Genomic DNA, 25,150 nt, shown 5'->3' on the forward strand with positions numbered 1-25,150 from the left:
CCAGGCATGAAAAAACCAGGCCGGAGCCTGGTTTTTTTATGCCTTGCTGCGCGGCGCTTAGTGGCCTTGCTGCTTGCGGTTGACCGTTTCGGCGGCCTTGACGATGTCCGCGCCGATCTCGGCTTCGAACTGCTTCCATACCGGACGCATCGCGTTACGCCAGGCTTCGCGCTCTTCGGCGGTGAGGGTGATGATTTCCGAGGTGCCGGACTGGCGAACGCGGTCGCGCTCGGCCTTGTTCAGGGCCTCGGCCTGCTGGTTCACGCTATAGGTGACTTCATCCACGATCCCTTCGAGTACGACGCGGATCGAATGCGGCAGGCTGAACCAGAACGCCGAGTTGCTCACCAGCATGTAGTCCAGCACGCCGTGGTTGGACTCGGTGATGTAGGGCTGAAGGGTATGCAGCTTCTTGCTGTAGATGTTCGACCAGGGGTTCTCGGCGCCCTTGACGGTGCCGCTCTGCAGCGCACCGTAGACTTCCGAGAAGGGCAGCATGCGGCTGGTAGCGCCGATCTGGGCGAACTGGGCTTCGATCACGCTCGACTGCTGGATGCGGAAGGTCAGGCCGGCGGCATCGTTCGGGCGGCGCAGCGGACGGGTCGCGGACAGCTGCTTCAGGCCGTTGTGCCAGAAGGCCAGGCCGATGATGCCGCTGGACTCCATCGAGCGCAGCAGTTGCTTGCCCTTGGCGCGCTTCTGGAAGCGATCGACCGAGTCCTGATCGTCGAACAGGAACGGCAGGTCGAATACCTGCAGCTGCTTGGTGTATTTCTGGAAATTGGCGAGCGAAGGTGCGAGCAGCTGCACCTCGTTCCTGCGCAGCGCCTCGAGTTCGTCGGCATCGCGCAGCAGCGTGGAGTTGGGGTAGACCTCGACAACGACCTGACCGGGAAGCCGCTCTTCCACCAGGCGTTTGAACAGCGCCGCGCCGCTACCCTTGGGGGTATCTTCGGTGACGACGTGGGAGAACTTGATGACGATGGGGTCGGCGGCCTGGGCGGTGACGCTGGCCAGCGCCAGAACGACGCTGGCGAGAGTGATGATCGGCTTGATCATGAAGGACTCGGTCTTATGTTGTGCGGTTGTTGGCGTGCGTGCGTACCGGTCTTTGCCGATTGCGCACGCGGCGAGGCGATCAGCCAAGGCTTATGCCAAAGATGCCGCGCCATAAAAAGCCTGCGCCAACAGAGAGCTGAAGTGGGTCACATTTTTGTTGTGAATAATCGCATGCTCGCCGCTTAGGGCAGGGTGTGCTTCGACTGGCTACTGGTTGGTTGGTCGGCCATGCGGTCCTCCGTCGTGCGTTGGTCGAGGGCGCCGGTGATGCGACCGCCGGGAATCTCCGTTCGAGAGCGCCGGCGAGCTAGTGCGCTCGGAGCTTGGCAACTGCTGGGCCAGCTCGCCATACACTCGCTGGCACCTAATCACCATGCTTCGCGCGGAGAGGATGACGCCGGCGCGTTACCGGATCATTCATAGGGCGATCCTTGCTCAGATGGTCGGCATCGCGCTGTTGGCGAAGGGCATGTTCTACCGCCATTGGTAGGTCCTTCCACCTCACGGTCATCGTGGCCGATCCGTAGGTGACCGCAGAGCTATCAAGCGGCTCCGCAGCGTTGGCCAGTCATGGAACGACGTCCTTCGGACAAGCTTGATATTCATCAAGGAGAGACGCCCGCAGCGCTGACTACCATCGCGTCACATTCAGCTGTGAAGCAGACACGTCATGCAGCCACGTCCTCATCTCGCCATCGGTGCCGAGCACGCGTGGCCGCGTGGCTTCACCCTGTTGTTAACCCTGATGCTGTATGCCTTCCCTTCGCAGGCCTGGGAGTACGACGCCGAGCGACAGCGCATCGAGCGGTTCTTCCCCGATGCCGAGAGCATTTCCGAGCCCGAAGGCGCGTACCAGGTTCGTTCGCTGCGCAAGGGCAACGACATCCTCGGCTACGCCTTCCAGAGCATTCACGTCACCGACATCCCGGCGTACTCCGGCAAGTCGATCAACCTGCAGGTGCTACTCGACCCTCGGGGCGTGATCCGCGACGCCTATGTGCTCGAGCATCACGAACCGATCCTGCTGATCGGCATTCCCGAGCAGAAGCTGCACAACTTCATCGCTAAGTACCAGGGCATCAAGGTGGACCAGCGCGTGGCGGTTGGTCGCTCCAGTGACAGTAACGTCATGACCATCGATGCCATAACCGGTGCCACCGTCACCGTCATGGTGGTCAATGAGATCGTCATGCGCGCCGCCCATGAGGTGGCAATGTCATTGGGGTTGATCGAAGGCATCAGGAACGCCCGCCCGAAAATCGCCCTGGTGCGTGAAGGCGTCTACCAACCGGCTAGCTGGACAGAGCTGACCGGCAACGGCGGCATCCGCCGGCTGCACCTGACGCGCGGCCAGGTAGACGAGGCGTTCGAGGGCACCGAGGCCGAGGGCGTCGACGCGGCGTCCGAGGAGCAGGCCGACGACACCTTCATCGACCTCTATGTGGCCCACCTGAACGCACCGACCATCGGCCGCAACCTGCTCGGCGACAACGGCTATCGCTTCCTGATGCATGCGCTGAAGGAGGGCGAGCATGCCATCGCGGTCATGGCCAAGGGCATGTATTCCTACAAGGGCTCGGGATACGTGCGCGGCGGCATCTTCGATCGGATACAGTTGCGCCAGTTCGGCAGCGTCATCAGCTTTCGCGACATGGACCATGATCGCCTGAGCGACCTGTTCGCCGAAGGTGCGCCCGAATTCGGCGAGATGTCGGTCTTCACGATCCGCGAGCCGGTCGGATTCGACCCCGGCACACCCTGGAGCCTGGAATTGCTGGTACGTCGCCAGACGGGCCCGGTCGATGGCACCTTCACCAGCTTCGAGCTGCCGTACCAGATTCCCGAAGCTTACGTCGAGCGCCCGCAGTCAACCGCCGATGAGTTGGCCGCGGCCGCAGAAGCCAGCCGGCCGATGTGGGTCAACATCTGGTACCGCAAGAGCTTCCAGGTCGGAGTGATTCTCGCCGCCCTGGGCCTGCTGACGGTGATCCTGTTCCTGCAGGACAGCTTCACCCGCAAACCGCAGTTCCTGCACTGGCTGCGCCGCGGCTATCTGGTGTTCACCGTGGCGTTCATCGGCTGGTATGCGCTGGGGCAGCTGTCGGTGGTCAACGTGCTGACGTTCGTCCATGCGCTGTTCCAGGAATTCCGCTGGGAGCTGTTCCTCTCCGATCCGGTGATCTTCATCCTCTGGACCTTCACCGCGGCCAGCATCCTGCTCTGGGGGCGCGGCGTGTTCTGTGGCTGGCTGTGTCCCTTCGGCGCGCTGCAGGAGCTGATCAACGAAGCCGCGCGCAAGCTGAAGATCCGGCAGTACGAGCTGCCCTTCGCCGTGCACGAGCGGCTCTGGGCGATCAAGTACATCGTCCTGCTGGTGCTGTTCGGGCTCTCGCTTGAATCCATGTCGATGGCCGAGCGGGGGGCGGAAGTGGAGCCGTTCAAGACCGCCATCACCCTCAGGTTCGATCGCCAATGGTGGTTCGTCGCCTACGCCCTGGCTCTGCTCGTGGTGAACGTCTTCACCCGCAAGGTGTACTGCCGGTACGTCTGCCCGCTGGGCGCGGCGCTGGCCATCCCCAGCAAGTTCCGCCTGTTCGACTGGCTAAAGCGCCGAAAGGAGTGCGGCAACCCCTGCCAGCTGTGCGCCAGGGAGTGCGAGATCCAGGCGATCCATCCCGACGGACGCATCAACGCCAACGAGTGCCACTACTGCCTCGATTGCCAGATGACCTACCACAACGAACACAAATGCCCACCCCTGGTGCTGAAGAACAAGCGCAAGGGCGGAAAGGGCAAGCAGAAGGCATCCGCCGACCCACAGCTCATCGAGGTCATGCAGGTGCAACCCCGGGAGCCGATCACCACCTCGACCGCTGGGTCGACGGTGGGCCATACCGCGCCCTGATCGGCGGGCCGCTGTTTCACTAAGGAGTGGAACCATGAAAGACAAGCAACCCAAGCCCAACGCCGAGCCTCTCGAACACAGCAGTTTGAGCCGGCGCAATTTCCTCGGCGCCAGTGCCGTGACCGGCGCCGCGCTGGTCGGTGCGACAGCGCTCGGCGGTTCGCTGATGACCCGCGAATCCTGGGCGGCGGCGGTGAAGGAATCGCGGCAGAAGATCCACGTCGTGCCGGGCGAACTGGACGAGTACTACGGCTTCTGGAGCGGTGGCCACCAGGGTGAGGTTAGGGTGCTGGGCATCCCCTCGATGCGCGAACTGATGCGCATCCCCGTGTTCAACGTCGACTCCGCCACCGGCTGGGGCCTGACCAACGAAAGCCGCCACATCATGGGCGACAGCGCCAGGTACCTGAACGGTGACTGCCACCACCCGCACATCTCCATGACCGACGGCAAGTACGACGGCAAGTACCTGTTCATCAACGACAAGGCCAACAGCCGCGTGGCGCGCATCCGCCTCGACATCATGAAGTGCGACAAGATGCTCACGATCCCCAATGTGCAGGCCATCCATGGCCTGCGGCTACAGAAGGTGCCGCACACCAGGTATGTGTTCGCCAACGCCGAGTTCATCATCCCGCACCCGAACGACGGGGCGAATTTCGACCTGCAGAGCGACAGTGCCTACACGCTGTTCAACGTCATCGACGCTGAGAAAATGGAAATGGCCTTCCAGGTCATCGTGGACGGCAACCTCGACAACACCGATGCCGACTATACCGGGAGGTTCGCTGCCGCCACCTGCTACAACTCGGAGAAGGCCTTCGACCTCGGCGGCATGATGCGCAACGAGCGTGACTGGGTCGTGGTGTTCGACATCCCCGCCATCGAGGCGGCCGTCAAGGCGGGCAAGTTCACCACTCTCGGCGACTCCACGGTGCCGGTGGTCGACGGTCGCAAGAAGGGCGACAAGGACAGCGCATTCACCCGCTACATCCCGGTGCCGAAGAACCCGCACGGCTGCAACACCTCGTCCGATGGCAAGTACTTCATCGCCAACGGCAAGCTGTCGCCAACCGTGTCGATGATTGAGATCGCCAAGCTGCCGGACCTCTTCGCCGATAAGCTCAAGGACCCGCGCGACACCATCGCCGCGGAAGTGGAGCTGGGCCTCGGCCCGCTGCATACCACCTTCGATGGGCGCGGCAATGCCTATACCACGCTGTTCATCGACAGCCAGGTGGTCAAGTGGAACATGGCCGACGCGGTGCGTGCCTACAACGGCGAGAAGGTCAACTACATCCGCCAGAAGCTCGACGTGCAGTACCAACCGGGGCACCTGCATGCCTCCCTCACCGAGACCAGCGAGGCCGACGGCAAGTGGCTGGTGGCGCTGTGCAAATTCTCCAAGGACCGTTTTCTGCAGGTCGGCCCGTTGCACCCGGAGAACGACCAGCTGATCGACATCTCCGGCGAGGAGATGAAGTTGGTGCACGACGGCCCGACCTTCGCCGAGCCGCACGACTGCATCCTGGCGCGCCGTGACCAGATCCGGACCAAAAAGATCTGGGACCGCGACGACCCGTTCTTCGCGCCAACGGTGGAAATGGCGAAGAAGGACGGAATCACCCTGGAGGCCGACAACAAGGTCATCCGCGACGGCAACAGGGTGCGCGTCTACATGACCTCGTCGGCTCCGACCTATGGCGTCCAGGAGTTCACCGTCAGGCAGGGCGACGAGGTCACCGTGGTGGTCACCAACATCGACGAGATCGAAGACGTGTCCCACGGCTTCGTCATGACCAACCACGGCGTGAGCATGGAGATCAGCCCGCAGCAGACCTCCTCGATCACCTTCGTCGCCGACAAGCCAGGAATGCACTGGTACTACTGCAGCTGGTTCTGCCATGCGCTGCACATGGAAATGGTCGGCCGCATGCTGGTCGAGCCGGCGTAAGCGCCGGGGATGCGGCCGTACCCGGTCGCATCCCTCCATGGCCTTGTAGCCGAAGAGGAAACCCGCAGTGCCCAATGCTCAGGCAATCCGCAAGCTCCTACAGCCGGCAGCGCTGCTGCTGGCCTTGTTCGGCGGGGTCGCCTGCGCGGCCTCGCAACCGCTGGACCGATTGCCGCTAGCGGAAGAGGGCGACGGGAGCTGGCAACTGCCGCCCGGCGAGTACGTCGGCCAGTTCGTCATCGACCGGCCGCTGCAGTTGCGCTGCGCACCCGGGGCGATCCTCGACGGAGGCGGGCAGGGCAGCGTTCTGTCGATCCAGGCCCCCGGCGTGAGCGTCGAGGGATGCCTGCTGCGCAACGGGGGACGTGATCTCACCCGGCTCGACGCTGCCGTTTTCCTCGCGCCGCAGGCCCGTGGCGCGGTGATCCGCGGCAATCGCCTGCGTGTGGCGGGCTCCGGCATCTGGGTTGACCGCACGGCCGACGTGGTCATCGAGGGCAACGACATCGAAGGCGATCCGGACCTACGCTCGCAGGATCGGGGCAATGCGATCCATCTGTACGCGGTCAGGGGCGCGCGGGTGATCGGTAACCACGCGCGCCACGCCCGCGACGGCATCTACATCGACACCTCCAACGGCAACCACCTCGAAGGCAACCTGCTCGAGGATCTGCGCTACGGCGTGCACTACATGTTCTCCAACGACAACGCGGTGATCGGCAACACAACCCGCCGTACCCGCACCGGATACGCGCTGATGCAGAGCCGCAAGCTGACGGTGATCGGTAACCGTTCCGAGCAGGACGAGAACTACGGCATCCTGATGAACTACATCACCTATTCCACGCTGCGCGACAACCGCGTCAGCGACGTGCGCAGCGGCTCCACCGGCGACGCCATGATTGCCGGCGCCGAGGGCAAGGCGCTGTTTATCTACAACTCGCTGTTCAACCTCATCGAGGGCAACCGCCTCGAGCACAGCGCGCTGGGCATCCACCTGACCGCCGGCTCGGAGGACAACCGTATCGCCGGCAACGCTTTCGTCGGCAACCGGCAGCAGGTCAAGTACGTCGCCAATCGCACGCAGGAGTGGTCGCACGACGGGCGCGGCAACTACTGGAGCGACTACCTGGGCTGGGACCGCAACGACGACGGCCTGGGCGACATCCCCTACGAACCGAACGACAACGTCGATCGCCTGCTCTGGCTCTACCCGCAGGTCCGCCTGCTGATGAACAGCCCCGGCATCGAAATGCTGCGTTGGGTTCAGCGCGCCTTCCCAGTGATCGCGGCGCCGGGCGTGCGGGACGGCCATCCACTGATGCGGCCGCCTGCCCAATCACCGATCAGCGAGGAGTCCCGGCCATGAACGCCGTCGAAATCCAGGGCGTGACCCAAGGCTACGGCCCGCACACCGTGTTGCACGATCTGAACCTGACGCTCCCCGAGGGCGAGGTGCTCGGCCTGTTCGGCCACAACGGCGCCGGCAAGACCACCAGCATGAAACTCATCCTCGGACTGCTCGCCCCCAACGCGGGGCGGGTGCGGGTGCTGGGCCGGGCGCCGGCCGATCCGGCGGTGCGCCGCCAGCTCGGCTACCTGCCGGAGAGCGTCACCTTCTACCCGCAGCTCAGCGGCCGCGAGACCCTGCGCCACTTCGCTCGCCTCAAGGGCGCGGCGTCCGGGCAGGTCGACGAACTGCTCGAGCAGGTGGGCCTCGGCCATGCCGCCGAGCGCCGGGTCAGGACCTACTCCAAGGGCATGCGCCAGCGCCTGGGGCTGGCCCAGGCGATCCTCGGCGAGCCGCGGCTGCTGCTGCTCGACGAGCCCACGGTGGGTCTCGATCCGATCGCCACCGGCGAGCTGTACCAGCTGATCGACCACCTGCGCCGGCAGGGGACCGGCGTGATCCTCTGCTCGCACGTGCTGCCGGACGTGGAGGCGCACATCGATCGCGCGGCCATCCTCGCCAGGGGCCGCCTGCAGGCGGTCGGCAGCCTGGGCGAACTGCGCGCCGAGGCCGGCCTGCCGGTGCGCATCCGCGTCAGCGGCATCGCCGAGCGTCAGCGCTGGCTACAGCGCTGGGGTACCGCGGGGCATCCGGCGCGCGCGCTCGGCGAGCATGGCGTCGAGGTCCTGGCGGTCAATGGCTCCAAGCTCCCATTACTGCGCCAGTTGCTCGGTGAGGAGACCCCGGACGACATCGAGATCCACCAACCCTCGCTGGAGGACCTGTACCGCCATTACATGGAGCGTGTCGGCGACCTGTGCGACGGGGAGGAAGGAGCATGAACGCGGTCTGGTACATCGCCCGCAAGGAGCTGGCCGACGGCCTGCGCAACCGCTGGTTGTTTGCCATCAGCCTGCTGTTCGCCGTGCTCGCGGTGGGCATCGCCTGGCTCGGCGCCGCCGCCTCCGGTCAGGTCGGGTTTACCTCGATCTCAGCGACCGTGGCCAGCCTGGCGAGTCTGGCGACCTTCCTCATGCCGCTGATCGCGTTGCTGCTGGCCTACGATTCGATCGTCGGCGAGGACGAGGGCGGCACGCTGATGCTGCTGCTCACCTATCCGTTGGGCCGCGGGCAGATCCTGCTCGGCAAGTTCATCGGGCACGGGTTGATCCTCGTCCTGGCGGTGCTGATCGGCTTCGGCGCCGCGGTGCTGGCGATCGCCGTTGGTGTGGAGGGCGTCGATCTGCCCGACCTCTTCCGCACCTTCGGCCGCTTCATGCTCAGCTCGGCGCTGCTCGGCTGGGTGTTCCTGGCCATGGCCTACGTGCTCAGCGGCACGGCCCGAGAGAAGTCCACCGCTGCCGGCCTGGCGCTCGGGCTGTGGTTCCTCTTCGTGCTGGTGTTCGACCTGGCGCTGCTGGCGGTGCTGGTGGTCGGCGAGGGCCGGCTGAGCCCGGACCTGGTGCCCTGGCTGCTTCTGCTAAACCCGGCCGACCTGTATCGCCTGATCAATCTGGCCGCCCTGGACGGCGGCAGTGACACCGCCGGCGTGATGGTCCTGGCGAGCGATCTGCCATTACCGATGGGCGTGCTCTGGCTGTGCCTGGTGGCCTGGATCGCCGGACCGCTGCTGCTGGCCCACTTCATTTTCAAGCGCCGCCCGGCGTGAGCGAGGCCCACCATGATGTTATCCACCGTTTCTCCCACCCGCGCGCTGCTGCTGGCGCTCTGTCTTGGCCTAGCCGCCTGCAATGAACCGGAGCAGCAAGGCTCCACCCTCGGCCCGGTGGCCTTTCATCCGAGCGATGAATGCCATGTGTGCGGCATGGCCATCCAGGAGTTCCCCGGCCCGAAGGGCGAGGCCGTCGGCCGCGAAGGTGTGCGCAAGTTCTGCTCCACGGCCGAACTGCTGGGGTGGTGGCTGCAGCCCGAGAACCACAAGGCCGCCACCGTGCTGTACGTCCACGACATGGGGCGCAGCGCCTGGCATGCCCCGGACGACGCCCACCTGATCGATGCCCGTCAGGCCTGGTATGTGGTCGGGCCGAAGTTACAGGGGGCGATGGGCGCGGTGCTGGCATCCTTCGCCGATGAGCAGGCCGCGCGACAGCTGGCGGCAGAGCACGGCGGAAGAGTGCTGCGTTTCGCCCAGATCGACCAGCAGGTGCTGCAAGAGGCCGCCAGAGACATCGCCGGGCATGGTGCGCACGGGGCGCATTGATCCGGCTTCGCCATTCCCGGCACGGGCCAAACGAGGAGAGATCATGGGTATCGGTATCTGGCAGCTGCTTATCCTGTTGCTGATCGTGGTCATGCTGTTCGGCACCAGGCGCCTGCGCAGCCTGGGCTCGGACCTGGGCGGGGCGATCAGCGGTTTCCGCCGCGCGTTGAACGAGGCGGAGCCCGAGCGCGAAGGCTCCGAGCGCAGGTGAGGCGACCGGGAGCGATCGATCAAAGTTGCGGTCAAGCGCCGATCAGCGTGGCGGGCGGTAAGGTAAACAGTCGTGTGGTTTCACCCAGGGCGCGGCCGTGTGTCAGGCGCCCGTCTCCTTCCGGACGGTCTGTGGTCACCGCTCTGTCGAGATCCGGCCCGAGCGCGTGCGGGCTACTTCAGTCGTAGCCGGCGGGCCAGTTTGTGCAGGTTGCTCGAATCGACGCCGAGCAGGCGGGCGGCCTGCGCCCAGCTTTCGCCGCTGGCCTTCAGTGCGCGGACGATCGCCTGGCGTTGGCTGGCCTCGACCACCGTCCGCAGCGGCAACACCGCGTCGTTCCCGGCAGCCGGCGGTTCGGCGACGACAGTGGGCGTCGGCGACCGGCTCGGAGTCAGGTCCAGCACGTCGGGCTCGAGGGTCAGGATGTCGGCACGCGAGGCCCCGCGACTGAGCAGGCGCAGGGCGGCGCGGCTGATCACGTGTTCCAGTTCACGCACGTTGCCGGGCCAGTCGTAGGCGAGCAGGGCGCGCTCGCTGGCTGGCGACAGGCGCACGCCGCGCAGGCCGAGGCGTGCGCGGTTGAGCTCGAGAAAGTAGCCAGCGAGGATCAACACGTCGTTGCCGCGTTCGCGCAGCGGCGGAATCGGTACCGGGTAGACGGAAAGGCGGTGGTACAGGTCGGCGCGGAAATGGCCGTCTCGCACGCTCTCGCTGAGGTTGCGGTTGGTCGCGGCGATGATCCGTACGTCGACCTGACGTGGCCTGTCCGCCCCGAGCCGCTGGATTTCGCCGTTCTGCAGGGTGCGCAGCAGCTTGGCCTGGATAGGGAGCGGTAGCTCGCCGACCTCGTCGAGCACCAGGGTCCCGCCGTTGGCTGCATCGAAGCGGCCGGGACGGTCGGTGGTCGCGCCGGAGAAGGCGCCCTTGACGTGCCCGAACAGCTCGCTTTCCGCCAGCGACTCCGGCAGTGCGGCGCAGTTGACCAGCACCAGCGGCTTGTCGCGCCGCCGCGAATGTCGATGCAGCCAGCGCGCGAACATCTCCTTGCCGACCCCGGTTTCCCCCAGCAGCAGCACTGGCAGGTCGGAGTCGGCGACGACGCCCAGCTCGTGCAGCAGCCTGGCGATCACTTCGCTCTGGCCGAGAATCTCGCCCGAAGCCGGGGCCCGTTCGTCGTCCGGCGAGTCGTTGCGCGACAGCCGCAGACCGCGGTTCTCCTGCTCCAGCCGGGTGACCCGGATGGCGGCCTCGATCAGCAGCGTGTAGCGCTGCAGCGCGAGGCGCGAATCCTCATCAAAAGTGCCGGCCTGCAGCGCGTCCAGGGTCAGGGCGCCCCATGGTTTGCCTTCGACGTAGAGGCTGATGCCCATGCAATCGTGCACCGGCAGCGGCTCGCCGGCATGTTCGCCGAGCAGGCCGTCGTAGGGATCGGGCAGGCGACTGTCCGGCTCGAACCAGGTCGGCTCGCGGCGCGACAGGATGGCCGCGAAGCGCGGGTGCTGGGCTACCACGAAACGGCGTCCCAGCGCTTCCTGCACCAGGCCGGTCGCCGCCAGCGGACGCAGCGTATCGCCGTCCAGGCGCAGCAGCACGACGGAACCGCAGCCGAAATGCTGCTGCAGCGTGCCGACCAGCCGCTGCAGCCGAACCGCATTGGGAAGCTCGGTGACGAGGTCGGCGAGAAGCGCTTGTTGCATCATGGTCTTTCGTACCTGGGTTTCGATCACCTTAGCAGGGTGCCAGTGCGGGCGTCTGCGACCGATAGGCACTGGCGCCAGGGCGCACCGCCGACAGCTCGGCCCGGTCGCGGACCACCTGCTGCCCGGTAACCAGGTTCCGGTTACGGTGCTCTGTGTGCCCGGTATGACGCGGCTTGCGAGGCGCCGGTAGTTACCTCCTCGCTACGCGGCGTTCGCTCATCCGTAGGGTCGGTTGCACCCTCGGGCGGATGCCCGGCAGGGACCGGCACGCGTCTTGGGCGGGGGACATACGAGACAAAAAAGGCGCACCAGGGGTGCGCCAGGAGAGAGGTGTCAGCGGCGGTTCATTGGTGGGTGAGCACCCACTCGGCCAGGGTACGGGCTTCCTCATCGCTAACCGGGTTTGGCGGCATCGGGATCGGGCCCCATTGCCCCTGGACGCCGTTCTTGATGGTGTCGCTCAGGTGGGTGACCGCCTCGCCGTCGCCGGCGTACTTGGCAGCGACCTGCTTGTAGGACGGGCCGACCAGTTTGGTGTCGATCGAATGGCAGGCTGCACAGCCCTTGGTCTTGAACAGTACCTCGCCGCTGGCCGCCAGGGCGGACTGCTGCAGTAGGGCGGCGGCGCCCAGGGTCAGCAGCGGAATCAGGACTTTCTTCATGCGGTTTCCTCAAGGCTACGAAGGGCGGACGTGTCCCGGAAACCGGTGACACGCCGAACGGCTGTGTCGAGCGCCTGGGGCTATTCGCTGTCATGCCAAGCGCCGGGCTGCCGGTCTGATCCGAATGCTACCGAGGCGTTTCGACATCGCGCTTGACCGCGATCAAGAGCTGCCGGCGCCGCGCTTGAGGCGCCTCGGGCAGCCTCGGTAGCTTGTTCCAAGGTCGCCCGGCACCGCCAGCGGCGACTCGGTCCGTCGGGTCAACCACGGCGAGTCCACTGCAAGCTTGAGGTGATTCCTTGAACGCACCTGTTGAAACTCCGGCCCCACCGGGCCCTCTTTTCTACCAGCCACAGGGCAATGAGCTGGCGATCTTCGAACAGGCCTGGCGGCATGGCATGCCGGTGCTCATCAAGGGCCCGACCGGCTGCGGCAAGACCCGCTTCGTGCAACACATGGCGCAGCGCCTTGAATTGCCGCTGTACACCGTCGCCTGTCATGACGACCTGTCCGCCGCCGACCTGGTCGGCCGCCACCTGATCGGCTCCGAGGGTACCTGGTGGCAGGATGGGCCGTTGACCAGGGCGGTGCGCGAAGGCGGCATCTGCTACCTCGACGAGGTGGTCGAGGCCCGCCAGGACACCGCGGTGGTGCTGCACCCGCTGGCCGACGACCGCCGCGAACTGTTCATCGAGCGCACTGGCGAAGCACTGCGTGCGCCGCCGGGATTCATGCTGGTGGTGTCCTACAACCCGGGCTACCAGAACCTGCTCAAGGGCATGAAGCCCAGTACACGCCAGCGCTTTGTCGCACTCCGCTTCGACTACCCCGCACTGGAGGAGGAGGTGCGCATCGTCGCAGCCGAGGCCGGTGTCGACCGCTCGCTGGCCGAGCAGGTGGTGAAGCTGGGGCAAGCGCTGCGTCGACTCGAACAGCACGACCTCGAGGAGGTGGCCTCGACCCGCTTGCTGATCTTCGCTGCGCGCATGATCGGTGCCGGGATGGCGCCGCGCGAAGCCTGCCTGGTCTGTCTCGCCGAGCCGCTGAGCGACGACGCGCAGACGGTCGCCGCGCTGATGGGCGTGGTCGATGTCCATTTCGGCTGAGCCCGTCGCCCACCGGCTGCCCGGCGACCTGGCGATGTGGTTCTTCATCTTCGCCGAGCTGGCGGTATTCGGCGTGCTGATTCTCGCGTTCGCCGTGACCCAGTGGTTGCAGCCGGCACTGTTCAGGGGCGGGCGCCAGGCGCTGGACGGATCCACCGGCCTGGCGCTGACCGCCAGCCTGCTGACCTCCGGCTGGCTGGCGGCAATGGCCGTGGAGCAGGTACGCGCCTGTCGTCCTCAGCCCGCGGCCGGGCTGCTGTTGGCTGCGTTTGCCTGCGCGGGGGTCTACGTCTGGCTGAAGCTAGCCGAATACGCGCATCTGGCCGGCGCCGGGCTGGGACTCGAATACGACACTTTCTTCACCCTGTACTGGATTCTCACCGGTTTCCATTTCCTGCACGTGCTACTGGGTATCGTCATCCTCGGCTGGATGGCGCTGCGCTGCCGGCAGGGGGCGTACCTCCCGGACACCCGCGCCGGCCTGGAATCGGGAGTGCTGTACTGGCACATGGTCGATCTGGTCTGGGTGCTGCTGTTTCCGCTGGTCTACCTGCTCGGCTAGGAGATGCGCATGGGACGTCTTTCCGTGTTCTGGATTGCGCTGATCGGGTTGTCGCTGATCACCGTCAATCTTGCCGAGGTGGCCGCCGCGGTCCCGGCACTCGGCGGCCTGATACTGCTGGTGGCGCTAGGCAAGGCCTGGTTAATCACCGAGGGCTTCATGGAATTGCGCCACGCCCCCCGGCTCTGGCGCGGCCTGATGCTGGCCTGGCCACTGCTGGTCGGGCTTGGTGTATTCGCCTCGCTGCTTGCCCGCTGACGTCCGCATGCGCGGATGCCCTTGGTTTTCGTGCGATCGCGCTCGTCGCCAACAGGCCGGCATACCTCCACGGAGGGATGGGTACGAGCGCCAGGCCGGTGCAGGCTAAGTTCAACGCCTACCGGAGGTTCAACCCATGTCGCATCTCGCCAGTACCGATTTCCAGCCGCTTCGCATCGCGGTGTTGACCGTCAGTGATACCCGCAGCCCGGATACCGACACGTCGGGGGATACGCTGGTCGACGGCCTGCAGGCCGCCGGTCACCTGTTGGCCGAGCGCGCCATCGTGCGCGACGACATCTGGCAGATCCGCGCGCGGCTCTCGGCCTGGATCGCCTCGCTGGACGTGCAGGTGGTCATCGTCACCGGTGGCACCGGCTTCACCGCGCGGGACAACACCCCGCAGGCGGTGGCGCCGCTGCTGGACAAGACGGTGGAGGGCTTCGGCGAGCTGTTCCGCCAGGTTTCGCTGGAGGATATCGGCACTTCCACGGTGCAGTCGCGCTCGTTGGCCGGCATCAGCAACGGCACGCTGGTGTGCTGCCTGCCCGGCTCGCCGAACGCCTGCCGCACCGGCTGGCAGCGAATCCTGCGTGAGCAGCTGGACAGTCGCACGCGACCCTGCAACTTCGTCCCGCATCTCAAACGTCTGCCCGAGCAGGCGCAAGCCATCTGTGGGGGACGGTCATGAGCGGCTGTGGCTGTGCCGGCGCAGGCCTGAAGCCGGTCGAGGAGGCCATCGAACAGTTGCTGCGCCAGGCACCAGCCGCTCCGGCGGTCGAGGACGTCCGCCTGCAGGATGCGCTCGGGCGTGTACTGGCCCGCCCGGTCGTGGCGCCTTTCGACATGCCGGCCTGGGACAATAGCGCCATGGACGGGTATGCCCTGCGCGCCGGCGACCTGTCGGCCGAGGGGGGCTGCTTGCCGCTGGCGGGCAGGATTGCCGCCGGCGATGCGGCCGAGACGATCCTGCCGCCCGGCCATGCGGTGCGCATCTTCACCGGGGCACCGCTGCCGCCAGGGGCCGACACCGTGGTGCCACAAGAGCAATGCGAGGCTACGGAGGCGGCGGTTCGCCTGCCGTCCGTGCGGGTGGGCGAGCATGTGCGGCGACGTGGCGAGGAACTGCTCGCCGGCACCACGGTGCTGGCGGCCGGGCAACGCCTGCAGCCACAGGCGCTCGGCCTGCTGGCCAGCTTCGGCATCGACCGGGTGCCGGTCTACCGTCGATTGCGCGTCGGCCTGTTGAGCAGTGGCGACGAGTTGCGCGAGCCCGGCCAGCCGCTGGCGCCGGGGCAGATCTACAACGCCAACCGCTACACCCTGCGCGGCGTGCTGGAGTCCCTGGGACTGGAGGTCCACGACTACGACATCCTTGCCGACGAGCTGGCCGCCAGCCGCGACGCCCTGAGCCTGGCGGCCTCCGAGTGGGACCTGCTGGTGACCTCGGGCGGGGTGTCGGTCGGCGAGGAAGACCATCTCAAGCAGGCGATCCGCGAACTGGGGCACCTGCACCTGTGGCGACTGGCGATCCAGCCGGGCAAGCCGCTGGCGTTTGGCGAGGTGGGCGGCAAGCCCTGGATCGGGCTGCCCGGCAACCCGGTGGCCGCCTTCGTCACCGCGCTGGTGGTCGCCCGTCCGTTCCTGCTGCGCGCCCAGGGTTGCCAGGCGGTGCGCCCGGCGCCGCTGCGCCTGCCCGCCGGTTTCGCCTGGCCCCGACCGAATGCCCGCCGCCAGTACCTGCGTGCCAGCCTGCAGAACCTGGGAGGGCAGTGGTGGGTGGTGCCGCATGCGCGGCAGGGCTCGGCGATGCTGGCTTCGGCCTGCCAGGCCGAGGGGTTCGCGGTGATCGAGCGCGACAGCACCCTGGCCGAGGGCGATCTGGTGGATTACCTCCCGTTCAGCGCACTGCTGGGGTAGTTGCGGCAGTCACGTCAAGCGGCTTCGAGGTAGGCCGAAAGGCTATTTCGGTCGAGGATCTCGATGCGCCGCTTGCGTACCGCGATCAGGCCCGCATCGGTGAGCCGGTGCAGGATGCGGGAAAAGGTTTCCGGCTGGATGCCCAGTTGCAAGGCAATCAGCCGCTTGGGCATGTCCAGGTCGATGACGCCGTTGTGGGTGCTTCCCAACTGCTGGAACAGGTAACGCACTACGCGCTGGCTGACATTGGACGAGGTCAGGTAGTCGATCTGATGCAACCGCTGGTTCAGGCGTGCGCTCAGGCTACCGAGCAGGCTCAGGCAGAGCTGCGGCTGTTCGTGCAGCAGGCGGCGGTAATGCTCGTGTTGCACGCGAAGCACCAGGCTTTCCTTGATGGCGGTGGCGTTGAGCGGGTGCTGCGGTACGTTGTCGAACAGCAGCGCCTCGGCGAAGGCCTCGCCGGGGCGGATGACCTCGATGACCTTTTCCTGACCGTCGGCGGTGACCCGGTGCAGCTTGATCTGGCCGCTGACCAGCAGGTGCAGGTGCTGCACCGCATCGCCCTGGCGGAACAGCGTAGCGCCCGCCGTCATTCGCCGGGCAGAGGCATGGGGGGCGATGCCCTGCAGCGCTTTTTCCGGCAGGCCGCGGAACAGGTAATGACAGCGCAGCGTGTGGAGCAGCATGGAATCGGCCAGCATGAGTGTTCGTCCCTTTTGACGGATGCTAGGCCGCGCCACGCTGCTATCCCATTTCCCTTAAGCCATACCTCTTCCGGAGGGGTGGTCCGGCCTCAGCGGGTACCGCCGGCCAGGCGTTCGTACTCGCGGGTCAGTTCTTCCATCTTTTTCAGCAGCGATTCGCAGGTGGTGACGATGACGGTCGGCACGAAACGCGAGTCGTCCGCGAGGCTGAAGCCAGCCTGGGCGAAGCGCCATTGGCTGATGGCCTGGTCGAGCTGCTGCTTGATCCGTTCATTGTTCTGTGGCGCGGCCTGCAGCTCCTGCAGGCCACGGTCGAATTCCTCCACGGCGGCTTCGAAATCGCCGCGCAGCGCGTTGTCCGGCAGTTTCCAGGCCATTGCCAGGTAGAGCATGGCGATGCGCTGGCTGAGCATGCGCTGCCGGCCGCTGCGGTTGACCAGCCGCGCGGCTTGGTTGCCGCTTTCCCGCTCGATTTCCTGCACCAGTGCTTCGCTCTGGACGAGGAAGCGGTCCGCAAGGCGCAGCACCTCGGCCGACTGCTGCCGGTCCGGGCGGGTCAGCGCCAGTTGCCGGTATTGCACCCAGGTCTGCCCGGCTTCGTCCAACGCCTTGCGGATGCTCGTGCCGAACGTGTAGTCGTTCAGGGCCTGGGTGTTTTCCTCGACGATGGCAATGCTGGCGTCCAGCTGACCGGCAGCCAGGTCAGGACGGGTTTCGGTGGCGATCATCAGATAGCTCTTGGCGATGCGCTGGCTGAGCATGCGCTGCATGCCGGCGCGGTTGACCGCTTCGGCATCGCCGATGGCGGCATGCCCGGGCAGATGGGTGAGCAGCAAGCCCATCGACAGCAAGAGCTGCGGAAGGTATCGGAGCATGGTGAGGGTCCTTGATCGTGGGGCGGCATGGCCGGTCACCGTTACGGGCGGTTCGGCCTGATCTGTCAGTCGCTGTGCGGAAAGGAATCGGCGCGATCCCGGAGTCGGGGCTTCAACGCCGGTGGCGTGCGGAACGCGCGTCGGTCGCTGTGGCATGGCCGTCAGGCTGACGGTGGTGCCGCATGCGACGCCTGCAGAGTGCGGGGTGGGGGACAGGCGAAAAGGCAGTCATCGGGGGCTCCTCGTGGGTGTCGGAGCGAACGATAGGCCGCCTGCCATCGTTTCCCTTGACGGCCGTCAAGGTGGCCAAAAAGCCCCCGGATTTCGTTTCAAAAGCCGCAATGCTCGCGCTTTTACGCGCCTGGGCAGCGCTCGCGGGGCCGTTTCTCGTCGCGAGCGACAAGCCGGCGAGGAGGGCGCCGGCCTGTCGTTGGGAAGAGGTCAGGCCCGTGTCGGTTGGTTTTCCAGGATCCAGACGGCGGCTTCGACCCGCGAGCGCAGCCCCAGCTTGTGCAGCAGGTTCTTGACGTGGACCTTGACGGTACCCTCGGTGATGCCCAGCTTGCGCGCGATCATCTTGTTGCTCTGGCCCTTGGCGATCAGGCGCAGCACCTCTTTTTCGCGCTTGGTCAGGCTGGCGAACTGCACCTGGCCGGACGGCTTGGGACGCACGCGTATGGCTTCGGCGAGCACCTGGGTCAGCTCGGGATCGAGTGCCATCTTGCCGGTGGCGGCCGCGCGAATCTGCTCGACCAGCTGGTCGGCGTCCATGTCCTTGAGCAGATAACCGTCTGCGCCGTTGCGCAGGGCCTCGAGTACGTGGCTCTGTTCGTCCGAGACGGTGAACATGACGATGAAGGCGTCGACTTCGGCGTCGCGCAAACGCCGGGCGGTCTCCAGGCCGTCCATGCCGGGCATGTTCAGGTCCAGCAGGATCAGGTCGGGCTCCAGTTCGGCGGCCAGCCTGATGGCGTCCTCGCCGTTGCCGGCTTCGCCCACCGTTTCCAGGTCGTCTTCCAGATCCAGCAGGTCACGCAGACCGCGACGCATCATCGGGTGATCGTCCACCAGCAAGATGCGGGTGCTGGTCATCGTTCCTTCGTTCATGCGGGACAGGCTCCAGTGGCAGGTGAATGTGACGATAGGCGGGCGGGAAACGCAGGTGCACCCGGGTGCCGCCGCCGGTGCGCGGGCCGATGGCGATGCTGCCATCCAGGCTGCTGGCGCGTTCGCGCAGGATGATCAGCCCGTAGTGGCCGTCGCGGCTTTCCTGGTGGCTGATGCCGATGCCGTCGTCTTCGATGCTGACGTCGATGGCGCCATTCGGGTCCTGGGTCAGCGTCAGCCAGCAGCAGCTGGCCTGGGCATGCCTGACCACGTTGCTCAGCGCCTCGCGGACGATCTGCAGGCAATGCACCTCTTCGTTGGGCGTCAACGGGCAGTGGTCGAGCTGGAAGTCGAGTTCGATCTGCAGGCCGGAGTTGGCGCTGAACTCGTCGAGGGTGGCCTGCACGGCTGGCTTGAGTCCCGGCTCGTCGACCTTGATGCGGAAGGTCGTCAGCAGCTCGCGCAACTGGCGATAGGCCGAGTTCAGGCCGCGGTCGATCTGCCGGACGCTGTCATCGAGCTGTGCCTTGCCGCTGTCCTTGTGCATCAGGCGCTTGAGCCGCGCCAGTTGCAGTTTCTGCGCCGACAGCGCCTGGGCCAGGGAGTCGTGCAGCTCGCGGGCGATCACCGCGCGCTCTTCCATCAGCGCCAGGCGCGCCTGCTTCTGGCCAAGACGTGCCAGGCTCAGGGAGGCGGCGAAGAGGTCCGCCAGGGTCGTCAGCAGCAGGGTCTGCCAGGGCTCCAGCGGCGTGCCCGGCACCAGCGCGACCCTCAGCAGGCCAAGCTCGTCCTGTCCGGAGCGCAGCTCGAAGCTGATCAGCTTTTCCCCGCCCGGCAGCGTGCCGGAGCGGTTCACCGGGCACTGATCGCAGTCGGGCAGCCGGCAGTAGTCCGGGGGTTGTCGATCCCGCGAGGTCATCGCCGTGTGGCTACCGGCGTCGCTGTCGTGCTTCAGGCACAGCGAAATCTGTCCGGTGCCGAGCGCCTGCTGCACCTTGGGCAACAGCGAGCCCATCATCTGCGACGGGTCTTCCGGCTGGCTGTAGAGCATCTGCGCGCTGTTGAACAGCAATTGCAGGCTGGCGTTGCTGCGCGTCAGGGCAGCGGTCTTCTCGTCCACCTTCTGTTCCATCTGCGCATACAGGCTGGCCAGCTCCTGGCTCATCTGGTTGAGCGTGCGCGCCAGCAGGCTCAGCTCGGTATCGCCGGGAATCCGCACCTGGCCGCTGAAGTCGCCCTGGCCGATGTCCCGCGCCATCCGGGTCAGGCTGCGCAGCGGCGTCGCCAGGTTGTTGTGCAGGCCGTAGACCAGCACGAAGGCAATCGCCACGATGAGGAACAGGGTTCCGACCTGCAGGGCGCGAATCACGCCCAGCGTGCCCTCCGAGGACTCCTGGAGCGTGCGCACGAGAACGTCCAGTTCATTGACGAAGGTGTGCGCCTCCCGACGGTACTCGTCCAGTTGCGCTGTCGGGCCGTCGAGCAGGGGGCGCATGCGCTGCTGCCAGTGCTGCACGACGTTGGCATGCAGTGCCGGCAGCGCGCTGTTGCGGTGGCGGTGCAGGGCCGAGCGCAGCGAAGGCGAATGCAGGGTGCTTTCCAGCGCGCCGATGTACTCCTCCAGGGCAGGCGGCGAGCCCTGCTCGGCGGCGAAGGCCAGGCGGTAGGTCTGCATCCGCAGGCTGCCGGCGTGGTTGATCGCCTCGGCGTCGCCCTCCAGGGCATCGGCCAGATACAGGCTGCCGAGCAGACTCATGAGCGAGAACCCGATGATCACCACGAACGCCACGAGCGTGTTGAACACGATCGAGTGGCGGGTGGAGAGCTGCTCGCTTTCGGAAGGGGGCATGGTGCGCTCGCGGTGATGGCATGGCCCTCATTCTGCGCTCGTCCAAGGGCGCTTGGCCATGCTGCAGGGCATACCTCCAACGCTTTCAGGCGGCCGGAGATGCGTGGCAAAAGGTGTTAGAGGTGAGCACAACCAATTGATTTCTATGGTTTTTCCAGGGCGACACGGGAGTAGCTCGAAAGAGGTAGATGCGCCCGGGCGAACCAGTTGTCGCGCCTGGCGTGTTGATTTGAATCAACGGTGAATCGATCCCCGGCCCTTAGCGTGCCAGCCATTCGTGATCCCGCGGCATCAGCCGGCGGGGTCCCTGGCGCCAAGAGGATCGATCATGAGCAATATCGAAAAGTGGGACGTGGAGGACCAGGTTTTCTGGGACACCACCGGCAAGCGGATCGCCAATCGCAACCTCTGGATCTCTATCCCGAGCCTGCTGATGGGCTTCGCCATCTGGCTGATGTGGGGCATCGTCACGGTGCAGATGCTCAACCTGGGCTTCCCCTTCGAGCCCGCCGAGCTGTTCACTCTGACGGCCATCTCCGGTCTGACCGGCGCCACCCTGCGTATCCCGGCGTCGTTCATGATCCGCATCGCCGGCGGACGCAACACCATCTTCCTCACCACCGCGCTGCTGATGGTCCCGGCGGCCGGCGCCGGCATCGCCTTGCAGAACCCGGAGACGCCGCTCTGGGTGTTCCAGCTGCTGGCCTTCCTCTCCGGCATCGGCGGCGGCAACTTCGCCTGCTCGATGAGCAACATCAGCGGCTTCTTTCCCAAGAGCCAGCAGGGGCTCGCCCTGGGCCTGAACGCGGGCCTGGGCAACTTCGGCGTCACCACCATGCAGATCCTGATCCCGCTGGTGATGACCGCCGGCGTGTTCGGCTTCATCGCCGGCGACCCGATGACCCTGGTCAAGGACAGCGGCACGTTGATCGGCCGCATTCCGGCCGGCACCGACACCTGGATTCAGAACGGTGGCTGGGTCTGGCTGCTGTTCCTGATCCCGCTGGCCTTCGCCGGCTGGTTCGGCATGAACAACCTGCTGGTGATCTCCCCGACGCCCGGCTACCCGCTGAACGCCTTCGGCAAGATTCTCGGCCTCTACGCCGTGGCCTTCATCGCCGCCGCGATCGGCCTGTACCTCTACCTGCCGGCACCGAGCGGCCTCGGCGTACTGAACATGTGGGGCGTGATGCTGCTCACCATCGGCCTGACCCTCGGCATGCTGCGCCTGCTGCCGGGCAGCGTGCAGCCGAACATCAAGCGCCAGTTCACCATCTTCGGTGACAAGCACACCTGGTCGATGAGCATCCTCTACATCCTGACGTTCGGCTCGTTCATCGGCTTTTCCATGGCGCTGCCGCTGTCGATCACCGTGATCTTCGGCTTCATGAACGAAGTGGCCGCCGACGGCACCGTCACCCGGATCGCCAATCCCAATGCGCCGAGCGCCCTGACCTACGCCTGGATCGGCCCCTTCATCGGCGCGCTGATCCGCCCGCTGGGCGGCTGGATCTCCGACAAGGTCGGCGGCTCGATCGTCACCCAGGTCGTCTCGGTGGTGATGGTAGTGGCCTCGGTCGCGGCCGGCTACGTGATGCAGCAGGCCTACGGTTCGGCCCAGCCGGAGCAGTACTTCTTCGTCTTCCTGCTGCTGTTCCTGGTGCTGTTCGCCGCCAGCGGCATCGGCAACGGCTCCACCTTCCGCACCATAGGCGTGATCTACGACCGCGAGAAGGCCGGCCCGGTACTCGGCTGGACCTCCGCGGTCGCCGCCTACGGCTCCTTCGTCGCGCCCATCGTGATCGGCGAGCAGGTCAAGGCCGGCACCCCCGAGGTGGCCATGTATGGCTTCGCGGTGTTCTGCGCGCTGTGCCTGGTCCTCAACTGGTGGTTCTACCTGCGCCCCGGCGCCTACGTGAAGAACCCCTGAGCCCGGAGCGCCGCCATGAAAATCATGATTGCCTACGACCACTCCCGTAACGCCAGGAAAGCCCTGGACGCCACCCTCGCCATGTTCGGCCCGCTCCAGCCGCTGATCATGCTGATCGGGGTGGTGGAGGAGACCCGCGATACCAGCGATTCGGCGGTCGAGCTCCACGAGCGCGAACGTCGCGAATTCCAGGCCTTCCTGCAGGAAGCGGCGGCCAAGGTCAGCGTCTTCGGCCTGGACGTCGACGTCATCCTCGCCGAGGGCGACGCCCGCAAGATGATCCTCAAGGCCGCCGAACACAAGAAGCCGGACCTGCTGGTCATCGCGCGGCATTCCGAGGAACCGGACGGCGGCTTCATCTCCCGCTCGCTGAATCTGTTGGTCGACGAGCTCGACTACATGACCTTCGGCAGCGTCAGTGCCTTCCTGGCCCGCCGGGCGCCGTGCCCGGTCCTGATTCAAGCCTGCCCCTGAGGAGCTCATCATGAGAGTTTCGACGCTGTTCGAATGGAAGCGCCCCGAGATACGGGCCCTGCACCTGACCTGGATCGCCTTCTACATCTGTTTCTTCGTCTGGTTCGGCATGGCGCCGCTGGCCTCGAGCATGCTGAAAAGCGTGAACTGGCTGACGCCCGAGGACCTCAAGCTGTTCGCCATCGCCAACGTGGCGCTGACCATTCCGGCGCGCATCCTGGTCGGCATGGCGCTGGACCACTGGGGCCCGCGCCGGGTGTTCTCGGTGCTGCTGGTGGTGATGGCCGTACCGGCGCTGTTCTTCGCCTTCGGTGACAGCCGTACCCAGCTGCTGGTGTCGCGCCTGATCCTCAGCTCCATCGGCGCCAGCTTCGTGGTCGGCATCCACATGACCGCCATGTGGTTCAAGCCCAAGGACATCGGCTTCGCCGAAGGCTTCTACGCCGGCTGGGGCAACTTCGGTTCCGCCGCCGCCGCCATGAGCCTGCCGGCCATCGCCATCCACGCCTTCGGCGGCCCGGAAGGCTGGCGCTGGGCGATCGCCAGCTCGGCGATCATCATGGCCGTCTACGGCGTGTACTACTGGTTCGCGCTCACCGACGGCCCGGCCGGCACCGTGCACCGCAAGCCGCACAAGGCCAGCGCGCTGGAGGTCAGCACCTGGGCCGACATGGTCAAGCTGATTCTCTGGACCATCCCCATGGTCGGCGTGCTGGCCATCCTGGTCTGGCGGGTCGAGGACATGGGGTACCTGGGCGCCACCGGCGCGGCGATCTGCTATGCGGTGATCGCCCTGGTGGTGATCTTCCAGGTGGTGCAGATCCTGCGGGTCAACGTGCCGATCCTGAAGAAGGGCGTGCCGGAAGACGACAGATACCCCTTCAACACCGTGGCCGCACTGAACTCCACCTACTTCGCCAACTTCGGCGCGGAGCTGGCGGTGGTCTCGATGCTGCCGATGTTCTTCGAGCAGACCTGGGGCCTGACGCCCACCACCGCCGGCCTCATCGCCGCGTCGTTCGCCTTCGTGAACCTGGTGGCGCGGCCCATGGGCGGGCTGGTCTCCGACCGCTTCGGCAACCGCCGCTTCGTGATGCTCGCCTACATGCTGGGCATCGCCGTCGGCTTCCTGCTGATGGGCCTGATGAACTCGAAGTGGCCGCTGATCGTGGCCGTGGCGATCACCGTGCTCTGCTCGGTATTCGTCCAGGGCGCCGAGGGCGCGACCTTCGGGATCATCCCGTCGATCAAGCGCCGCGTCACCGGGCAGATCTCCGGCATGGCCGGGGCCTACGGCAACGTCGGCGCCGTCTGCTACCTGACCCTGTTCACCTTCGTGACCCCCTCGCAGTTCTTCATGGTGATCGCCGCCGGTGCGTTCCTCAGCTTCGGGCTCTGCCTGCTCTGGTTGAAGGAGCCCGAGGGCGCGTTCTCCGACGAGTACTACGTGTCCAGCGTCGACCGGGAGCTGGAGGCCCGCCACAAGCTCGCATCCTGAAATTCACCGAATGCGCCAGCCACTCCGGCTGGCGCCAGCCGAGATCGATAAGCCGACCGGGCGGGCCAGTGGTTCGCAACCGGTGTGAGGAGAAAAAACGATGAGCCACTTGCTCGATCAATTGCGCTTCTTCAACAGGAAGCAGGGCGAGTTCGCCGACGGTCATGGCGAAACCCGCATCGAATCCCGCGACTGGGAGAACGTCTACCGCTCGCGCTGGCAGTACGACAAGATCGTGCGCTCCACCCATGGCGTGAACTGCACCGGGTCGTGCTCCTGGAAGATCTACGTGAAGAACGGCCTGATCACCTGGGAGACCCAGCAGACCGACTACCCGCGTACCCGCAACGACCTGCCCAACCATGAGCCCCGCGGCTGCCCGCGAGGGGCCAGCTACAGCTGGTACATCTACAGCGCCAACCGCCTGAAGTACCCCAAGGTGCGCAAGCCGCTGCTGAAACTGTGGCGCGAAGCGCGGCGCAACATGACGCCGGTGGACGCCTGGGCCAGCATCGTCGAGGACAAGGCCCGCGCCGAGTCCTACAAGAGCAAGCGCGGCATGGGCGGCTTCATCCGCTCCAGCTGGGACGAAGTCAACGAGATCATCGCCGCGGCCAACGTCTACACCGTCAAGCGCTACGGCCCGGACCGCGTCATCGGCTTCTCGCCGATCCCGGCCATGTCGATGGTTTCCTACGCCGCCGG

The 25,150-nt window shown here is 66.1% G+C and carries 23 protein-coding genes; 16 read left to right on the top strand and 7 right to left on the bottom strand.

The window, feature by feature from the left end; all coding sequences use genetic code 11:
• Positions 1 to 57: 57 nt before the first annotated feature.
• Complete coding sequence (locus tag DN824_RS14065) at positions 58 to 1,056, bottom strand: TRAP transporter substrate-binding protein (protein WP_138409053.1); 999 nt, start codon at positions 1,054 to 1,056, stop codon at positions 58 to 60.
• Positions 1,057 to 1,729: 673 nt separating this feature from the next.
• Here DN824_RS14065 and nosR point away from each other — a divergent pair.
• From nosR to tatA, 7 genes are all read left to right on the top strand, one after another.
• A complete protein-coding gene (gene nosR / locus DN824_RS14075) occupies positions 1,730 to 3,964 on the top strand; it encodes a transcriptional regulator NosR (protein WP_138409031.1) in 2,235 nt (744 codons plus the stop codon).
• 34 nt (positions 3,965 to 3,998) lie between these two features.
• On the top strand, positions 3,999 to 5,918 hold the full coding sequence (gene nosZ / locus DN824_RS14080; RefSeq protein WP_138409032.1) for a TAT-dependent nitrous-oxide reductase: 1,920 nt from the start codon (positions 3,999 to 4,001) through the stop codon (positions 5,916 to 5,918).
• 67 nt (positions 5,919 to 5,985) lie between these two features.
• Positions 5,986 to 7,287: a nitrous oxide reductase family maturation protein NosD gene (locus DN824_RS14085; protein ID WP_138409033.1), complete on the top strand. Its 1,302-nt coding sequence runs from the start codon at positions 5,986 to 5,988 to the stop codon at positions 7,285 to 7,287.
• Entirely contained in the window at positions 7,284 to 8,210 is a 927-nt protein-coding gene (locus tag DN824_RS14090) for an ABC transporter ATP-binding protein (RefSeq protein ID WP_138409034.1), read from the top strand. Before DN824_RS14085 ends, DN824_RS14090 begins: the two co-directional genes overlap by 4 nt.
• On the top strand, positions 8,207 to 9,037 hold the full coding sequence (locus tag DN824_RS14095) for an ABC transporter permease subunit (RefSeq protein WP_138409035.1): 831 nt from the start codon (positions 8,207 to 8,209) through the stop codon (positions 9,035 to 9,037). Before DN824_RS14090 ends, DN824_RS14095 begins: the two co-directional genes overlap by 4 nt.
• Positions 9,038 to 9,049: 12 nt before the next feature.
• Positions 9,050 to 9,589: a nitrous oxide reductase accessory protein NosL gene (locus tag DN824_RS14100; RefSeq protein WP_414718417.1), complete on the top strand. Its 540-nt coding sequence runs from the start codon at positions 9,050 to 9,052 to the stop codon at positions 9,587 to 9,589.
• 43 nt (positions 9,590 to 9,632) lie between these two features.
• The gene (tatA, locus tag DN824_RS14105; RefSeq protein ID WP_138409036.1) at positions 9,633 to 9,800 is read left to right on the top strand and encodes a twin-arginine translocase TatA/TatE family subunit; all 168 of its coding nucleotides are present in this window, start codon (positions 9,633 to 9,635) and stop codon (positions 9,798 to 9,800) included.
• 173 nt (positions 9,801 to 9,973) lie between these two features.
• Here the strand turns inward: tatA and norR are convergent, their stop codons facing one another.
• Both norR and DN824_RS14115 read right to left on the bottom strand, forming a co-directional pair.
• On the bottom strand, positions 9,974 to 11,500 hold the full coding sequence (gene norR, locus DN824_RS14110; RefSeq protein ID WP_138409037.1) for a nitric oxide reductase transcriptional regulator NorR: 1,527 nt from the start codon (positions 11,498 to 11,500) through the stop codon (positions 9,974 to 9,976).
• Positions 11,501 to 11,844: 344 nt separating this feature from the next.
• Positions 11,845 to 12,162, bottom strand: a complete 318-nt coding sequence (locus DN824_RS14115; protein WP_138409038.1) for a c-type cytochrome — start codon at positions 12,160 to 12,162, stop codon at positions 11,845 to 11,847.
• Positions 12,163 to 12,461: 299 nt separating this feature from the next.
• On the opposite strand from DN824_RS14115, the gene DN824_RS14120 reads away from it, so the two are divergent.
• The 5 genes from DN824_RS14120 (at position 12,462) to DN824_RS14140 (ending at position 16,008) form a co-directional block, all read left to right on the top strand.
• Positions 12,462 to 13,268: a CbbQ/NirQ/NorQ/GpvN family protein gene (locus DN824_RS14120; protein WP_241666705.1), complete on the top strand. Its 807-nt coding sequence runs from the start codon at positions 12,462 to 12,464 to the stop codon at positions 13,266 to 13,268.
• Positions 13,252 to 13,830 carry a cytochrome c oxidase subunit 3 gene (locus tag DN824_RS14125; protein ID WP_138409039.1) on the top strand — a complete coding sequence of 193 codons (579 nt, stop codon included), beginning with the start codon at positions 13,252 to 13,254 and terminating at the stop codon, positions 13,828 to 13,830. Before DN824_RS14120 ends, DN824_RS14125 begins: the two co-directional genes overlap by 17 nt.
• A 3-nt stretch (positions 13,831 to 13,833) precedes the next feature.
• Positions 13,834 to 14,088: a cytochrome C oxidase subunit IV family protein gene (locus tag DN824_RS14130; protein ID WP_138409040.1), complete on the top strand. Its 255-nt coding sequence runs from the start codon at positions 13,834 to 13,836 to the stop codon at positions 14,086 to 14,088.
• Positions 14,089 to 14,224: 136 nt separating this feature from the next.
• The gene (gene moaB / locus DN824_RS14135; protein ID WP_138409041.1) at positions 14,225 to 14,779 is read left to right on the top strand and encodes a molybdenum cofactor biosynthesis protein B; all 555 of its coding nucleotides are present in this window, start codon (positions 14,225 to 14,227) and stop codon (positions 14,777 to 14,779) included.
• Positions 14,776 to 16,008, top strand: coding sequence for a molybdopterin molybdotransferase MoeA (locus DN824_RS14140; protein WP_138409042.1), 1,233 nt, complete (start codon positions 14,776 to 14,778; stop codon positions 16,006 to 16,008). The genes moaB and DN824_RS14140 overlap by 4 nt, the downstream gene beginning before the upstream one ends.
• A gap of 14 nt (positions 16,009 to 16,022) precedes the next feature.
• Here the strand turns inward: DN824_RS14140 and DN824_RS14145 are convergent, their stop codons facing one another.
• The 4 genes from DN824_RS14145 to DN824_RS14160 all read right to left on the bottom strand — a co-directional run bounded on the left by DN824_RS14145 (position 16,023) and on the right by DN824_RS14160 (position 20,543).
• A complete protein-coding gene (locus DN824_RS14145) occupies positions 16,023 to 16,709 on the bottom strand; it encodes a Crp/Fnr family transcriptional regulator (RefSeq protein WP_138409043.1) in 687 nt (228 codons plus the stop codon).
• Positions 16,710 to 16,801: 92 nt separating this feature from the next.
• Positions 16,802 to 17,587, bottom strand: coding sequence for a type IV pili methyl-accepting chemotaxis transducer N-terminal domain-containing protein (locus DN824_RS14150; protein ID WP_138409044.1), 786 nt, complete (start codon positions 17,585 to 17,587; stop codon positions 16,802 to 16,804).
• 441 nt (positions 17,588 to 18,028) lie between these two features.
• On the bottom strand, positions 18,029 to 18,640 hold the full coding sequence (gene narL, locus DN824_RS14155) for a two-component system response regulator NarL (protein WP_241666707.1): 612 nt from the start codon (positions 18,638 to 18,640) through the stop codon (positions 18,029 to 18,031).
• Entirely contained in the window at positions 18,618 to 20,543 is a 1,926-nt protein-coding gene (locus DN824_RS14160; RefSeq protein WP_138409046.1) for a type IV pili methyl-accepting chemotaxis transducer N-terminal domain-containing protein, read from the bottom strand. Before DN824_RS14160 ends, narL begins: the two co-directional genes overlap by 23 nt.
• Positions 20,544 to 20,871: 328 nt before the next feature.
• Between DN824_RS14160 and DN824_RS14165 the strand changes: the two genes are divergently transcribed.
• The 4 genes from DN824_RS14165 to DN824_RS14180 form a co-directional block, all read left to right on the top strand.
• Positions 20,872 to 22,473, top strand: coding sequence for an MFS transporter (locus DN824_RS14165; RefSeq protein ID WP_138409047.1), 1,602 nt, complete (start codon positions 20,872 to 20,874; stop codon positions 22,471 to 22,473).
• Between the two features lie 15 nt (positions 22,474 to 22,488).
• On the top strand, positions 22,489 to 22,947 hold the full coding sequence (locus DN824_RS14170; RefSeq protein ID WP_138409048.1) for a universal stress protein: 459 nt from the start codon (positions 22,489 to 22,491) through the stop codon (positions 22,945 to 22,947).
• A 10-nt stretch (positions 22,948 to 22,957) separates the two neighbouring features.
• Positions 22,958 to 24,445 carry an MFS transporter gene (locus DN824_RS14175; protein WP_138409049.1) on the top strand — a complete coding sequence of 496 codons (1,488 nt, stop codon included), beginning with the start codon at positions 22,958 to 22,960 and terminating at the stop codon, positions 24,443 to 24,445.
• A 100-nt stretch (positions 24,446 to 24,545) separates the two neighbouring features.
• Positions 24,546 to 25,150, top strand: a 605-nt coding sequence (locus tag DN824_RS14180) for a molybdopterin-dependent oxidoreductase (RefSeq protein WP_158295388.1), incomplete at its 3' end; no start/stop codon positions are given.

It is taken from the genome of Stutzerimonas nosocomialis (assembly GCF_005876855.1).
GTDB lineage: Bacteria > Pseudomonadota > Gammaproteobacteria > Pseudomonadales > Pseudomonadaceae > Stutzerimonas > Stutzerimonas nosocomialis.

Coding starts and splice junctions, on each gene's coding strand:
- DN824_RS14140 (WP_138409042.1), top strand. CDS start 14,776: ATGAGCGGCTGTGGCTGTGCCGGCGCAGGCCTGAAGCCGGTCGAGGAG.
- moaB (WP_138409041.1), top strand. CDS start 14,225: ATGTCGCATCTCGCCAGTACCGATTTCCAGCCGCTTCGCATCGCGGTG.
- tatA (WP_138409036.1), top strand. CDS start 9,633: ATGGGTATCGGTATCTGGCAGCTGCTTATCCTGTTGCTGATCGTGGTC.
- DN824_RS14175 (WP_138409049.1), top strand. CDS start 22,958: ATGAGAGTTTCGACGCTGTTCGAATGGAAGCGCCCCGAGATACGGGCC.
- DN824_RS14090 (WP_138409034.1), top strand. CDS start 7,284: ATGAACGCCGTCGAAATCCAGGGCGTGACCCAAGGCTACGGCCCGCAC.
- norR (WP_138409037.1), bottom strand. CDS start 11,500: ATGATGCAACAAGCGCTTCTCGCCGACCTCGTCACCGAGCTTCCCAAT.
- nosZ (WP_138409032.1), top strand. CDS start 3,999: ATGAAAGACAAGCAACCCAAGCCCAACGCCGAGCCTCTCGAACACAGC.
- DN824_RS14100 (WP_414718417.1), top strand. CDS start 9,050: ATGATGTTATCCACCGTTTCTCCCACCCGCGCGCTGCTGCTGGCGCTC.
- DN824_RS14095 (WP_138409035.1), top strand. CDS start 8,207: ATGAACGCGGTCTGGTACATCGCCCGCAAGGAGCTGGCCGACGGCCTG.
- DN824_RS14130 (WP_138409040.1), top strand. CDS start 13,834: ATGCGCATGGGACGTCTTTCCGTGTTCTGGATTGCGCTGATCGGGTTG.
- DN824_RS14170 (WP_138409048.1), top strand. CDS start 22,489: ATGAAAATCATGATTGCCTACGACCACTCCCGTAACGCCAGGAAAGCC.
- DN824_RS14115 (WP_138409038.1), bottom strand. CDS start 12,162: ATGAAGAAAGTCCTGATTCCGCTGCTGACCCTGGGCGCCGCCGCCCTA.
- nosR (WP_138409031.1), top strand. CDS start 1,730: ATGCAGCCACGTCCTCATCTCGCCATCGGTGCCGAGCACGCGTGGCCG.
- DN824_RS14125 (WP_138409039.1), top strand. CDS start 13,252: ATGTCCATTTCGGCTGAGCCCGTCGCCCACCGGCTGCCCGGCGACCTG.
- DN824_RS14150 (WP_138409044.1), bottom strand. CDS start 17,587: ATGCTCCGATACCTTCCGCAGCTCTTGCTGTCGATGGGCTTGCTGCTC.
- narL (WP_241666707.1), bottom strand. CDS start 18,640: ATGATGCGTCGCGGTCTGCGTGACCTGCTGGATCTGGAAGACGACCTG.
- DN824_RS14165 (WP_138409047.1), top strand. CDS start 20,872: ATGAGCAATATCGAAAAGTGGGACGTGGAGGACCAGGTTTTCTGGGAC.
- DN824_RS14160 (WP_138409046.1), bottom strand. CDS start 20,543: ATGCCCCCTTCCGAAAGCGAGCAGCTCTCCACCCGCCACTCGATCGTG.
- DN824_RS14145 (WP_138409043.1), bottom strand. CDS start 16,709: ATGCTGGCCGATTCCATGCTGCTCCACACGCTGCGCTGTCATTACCTG.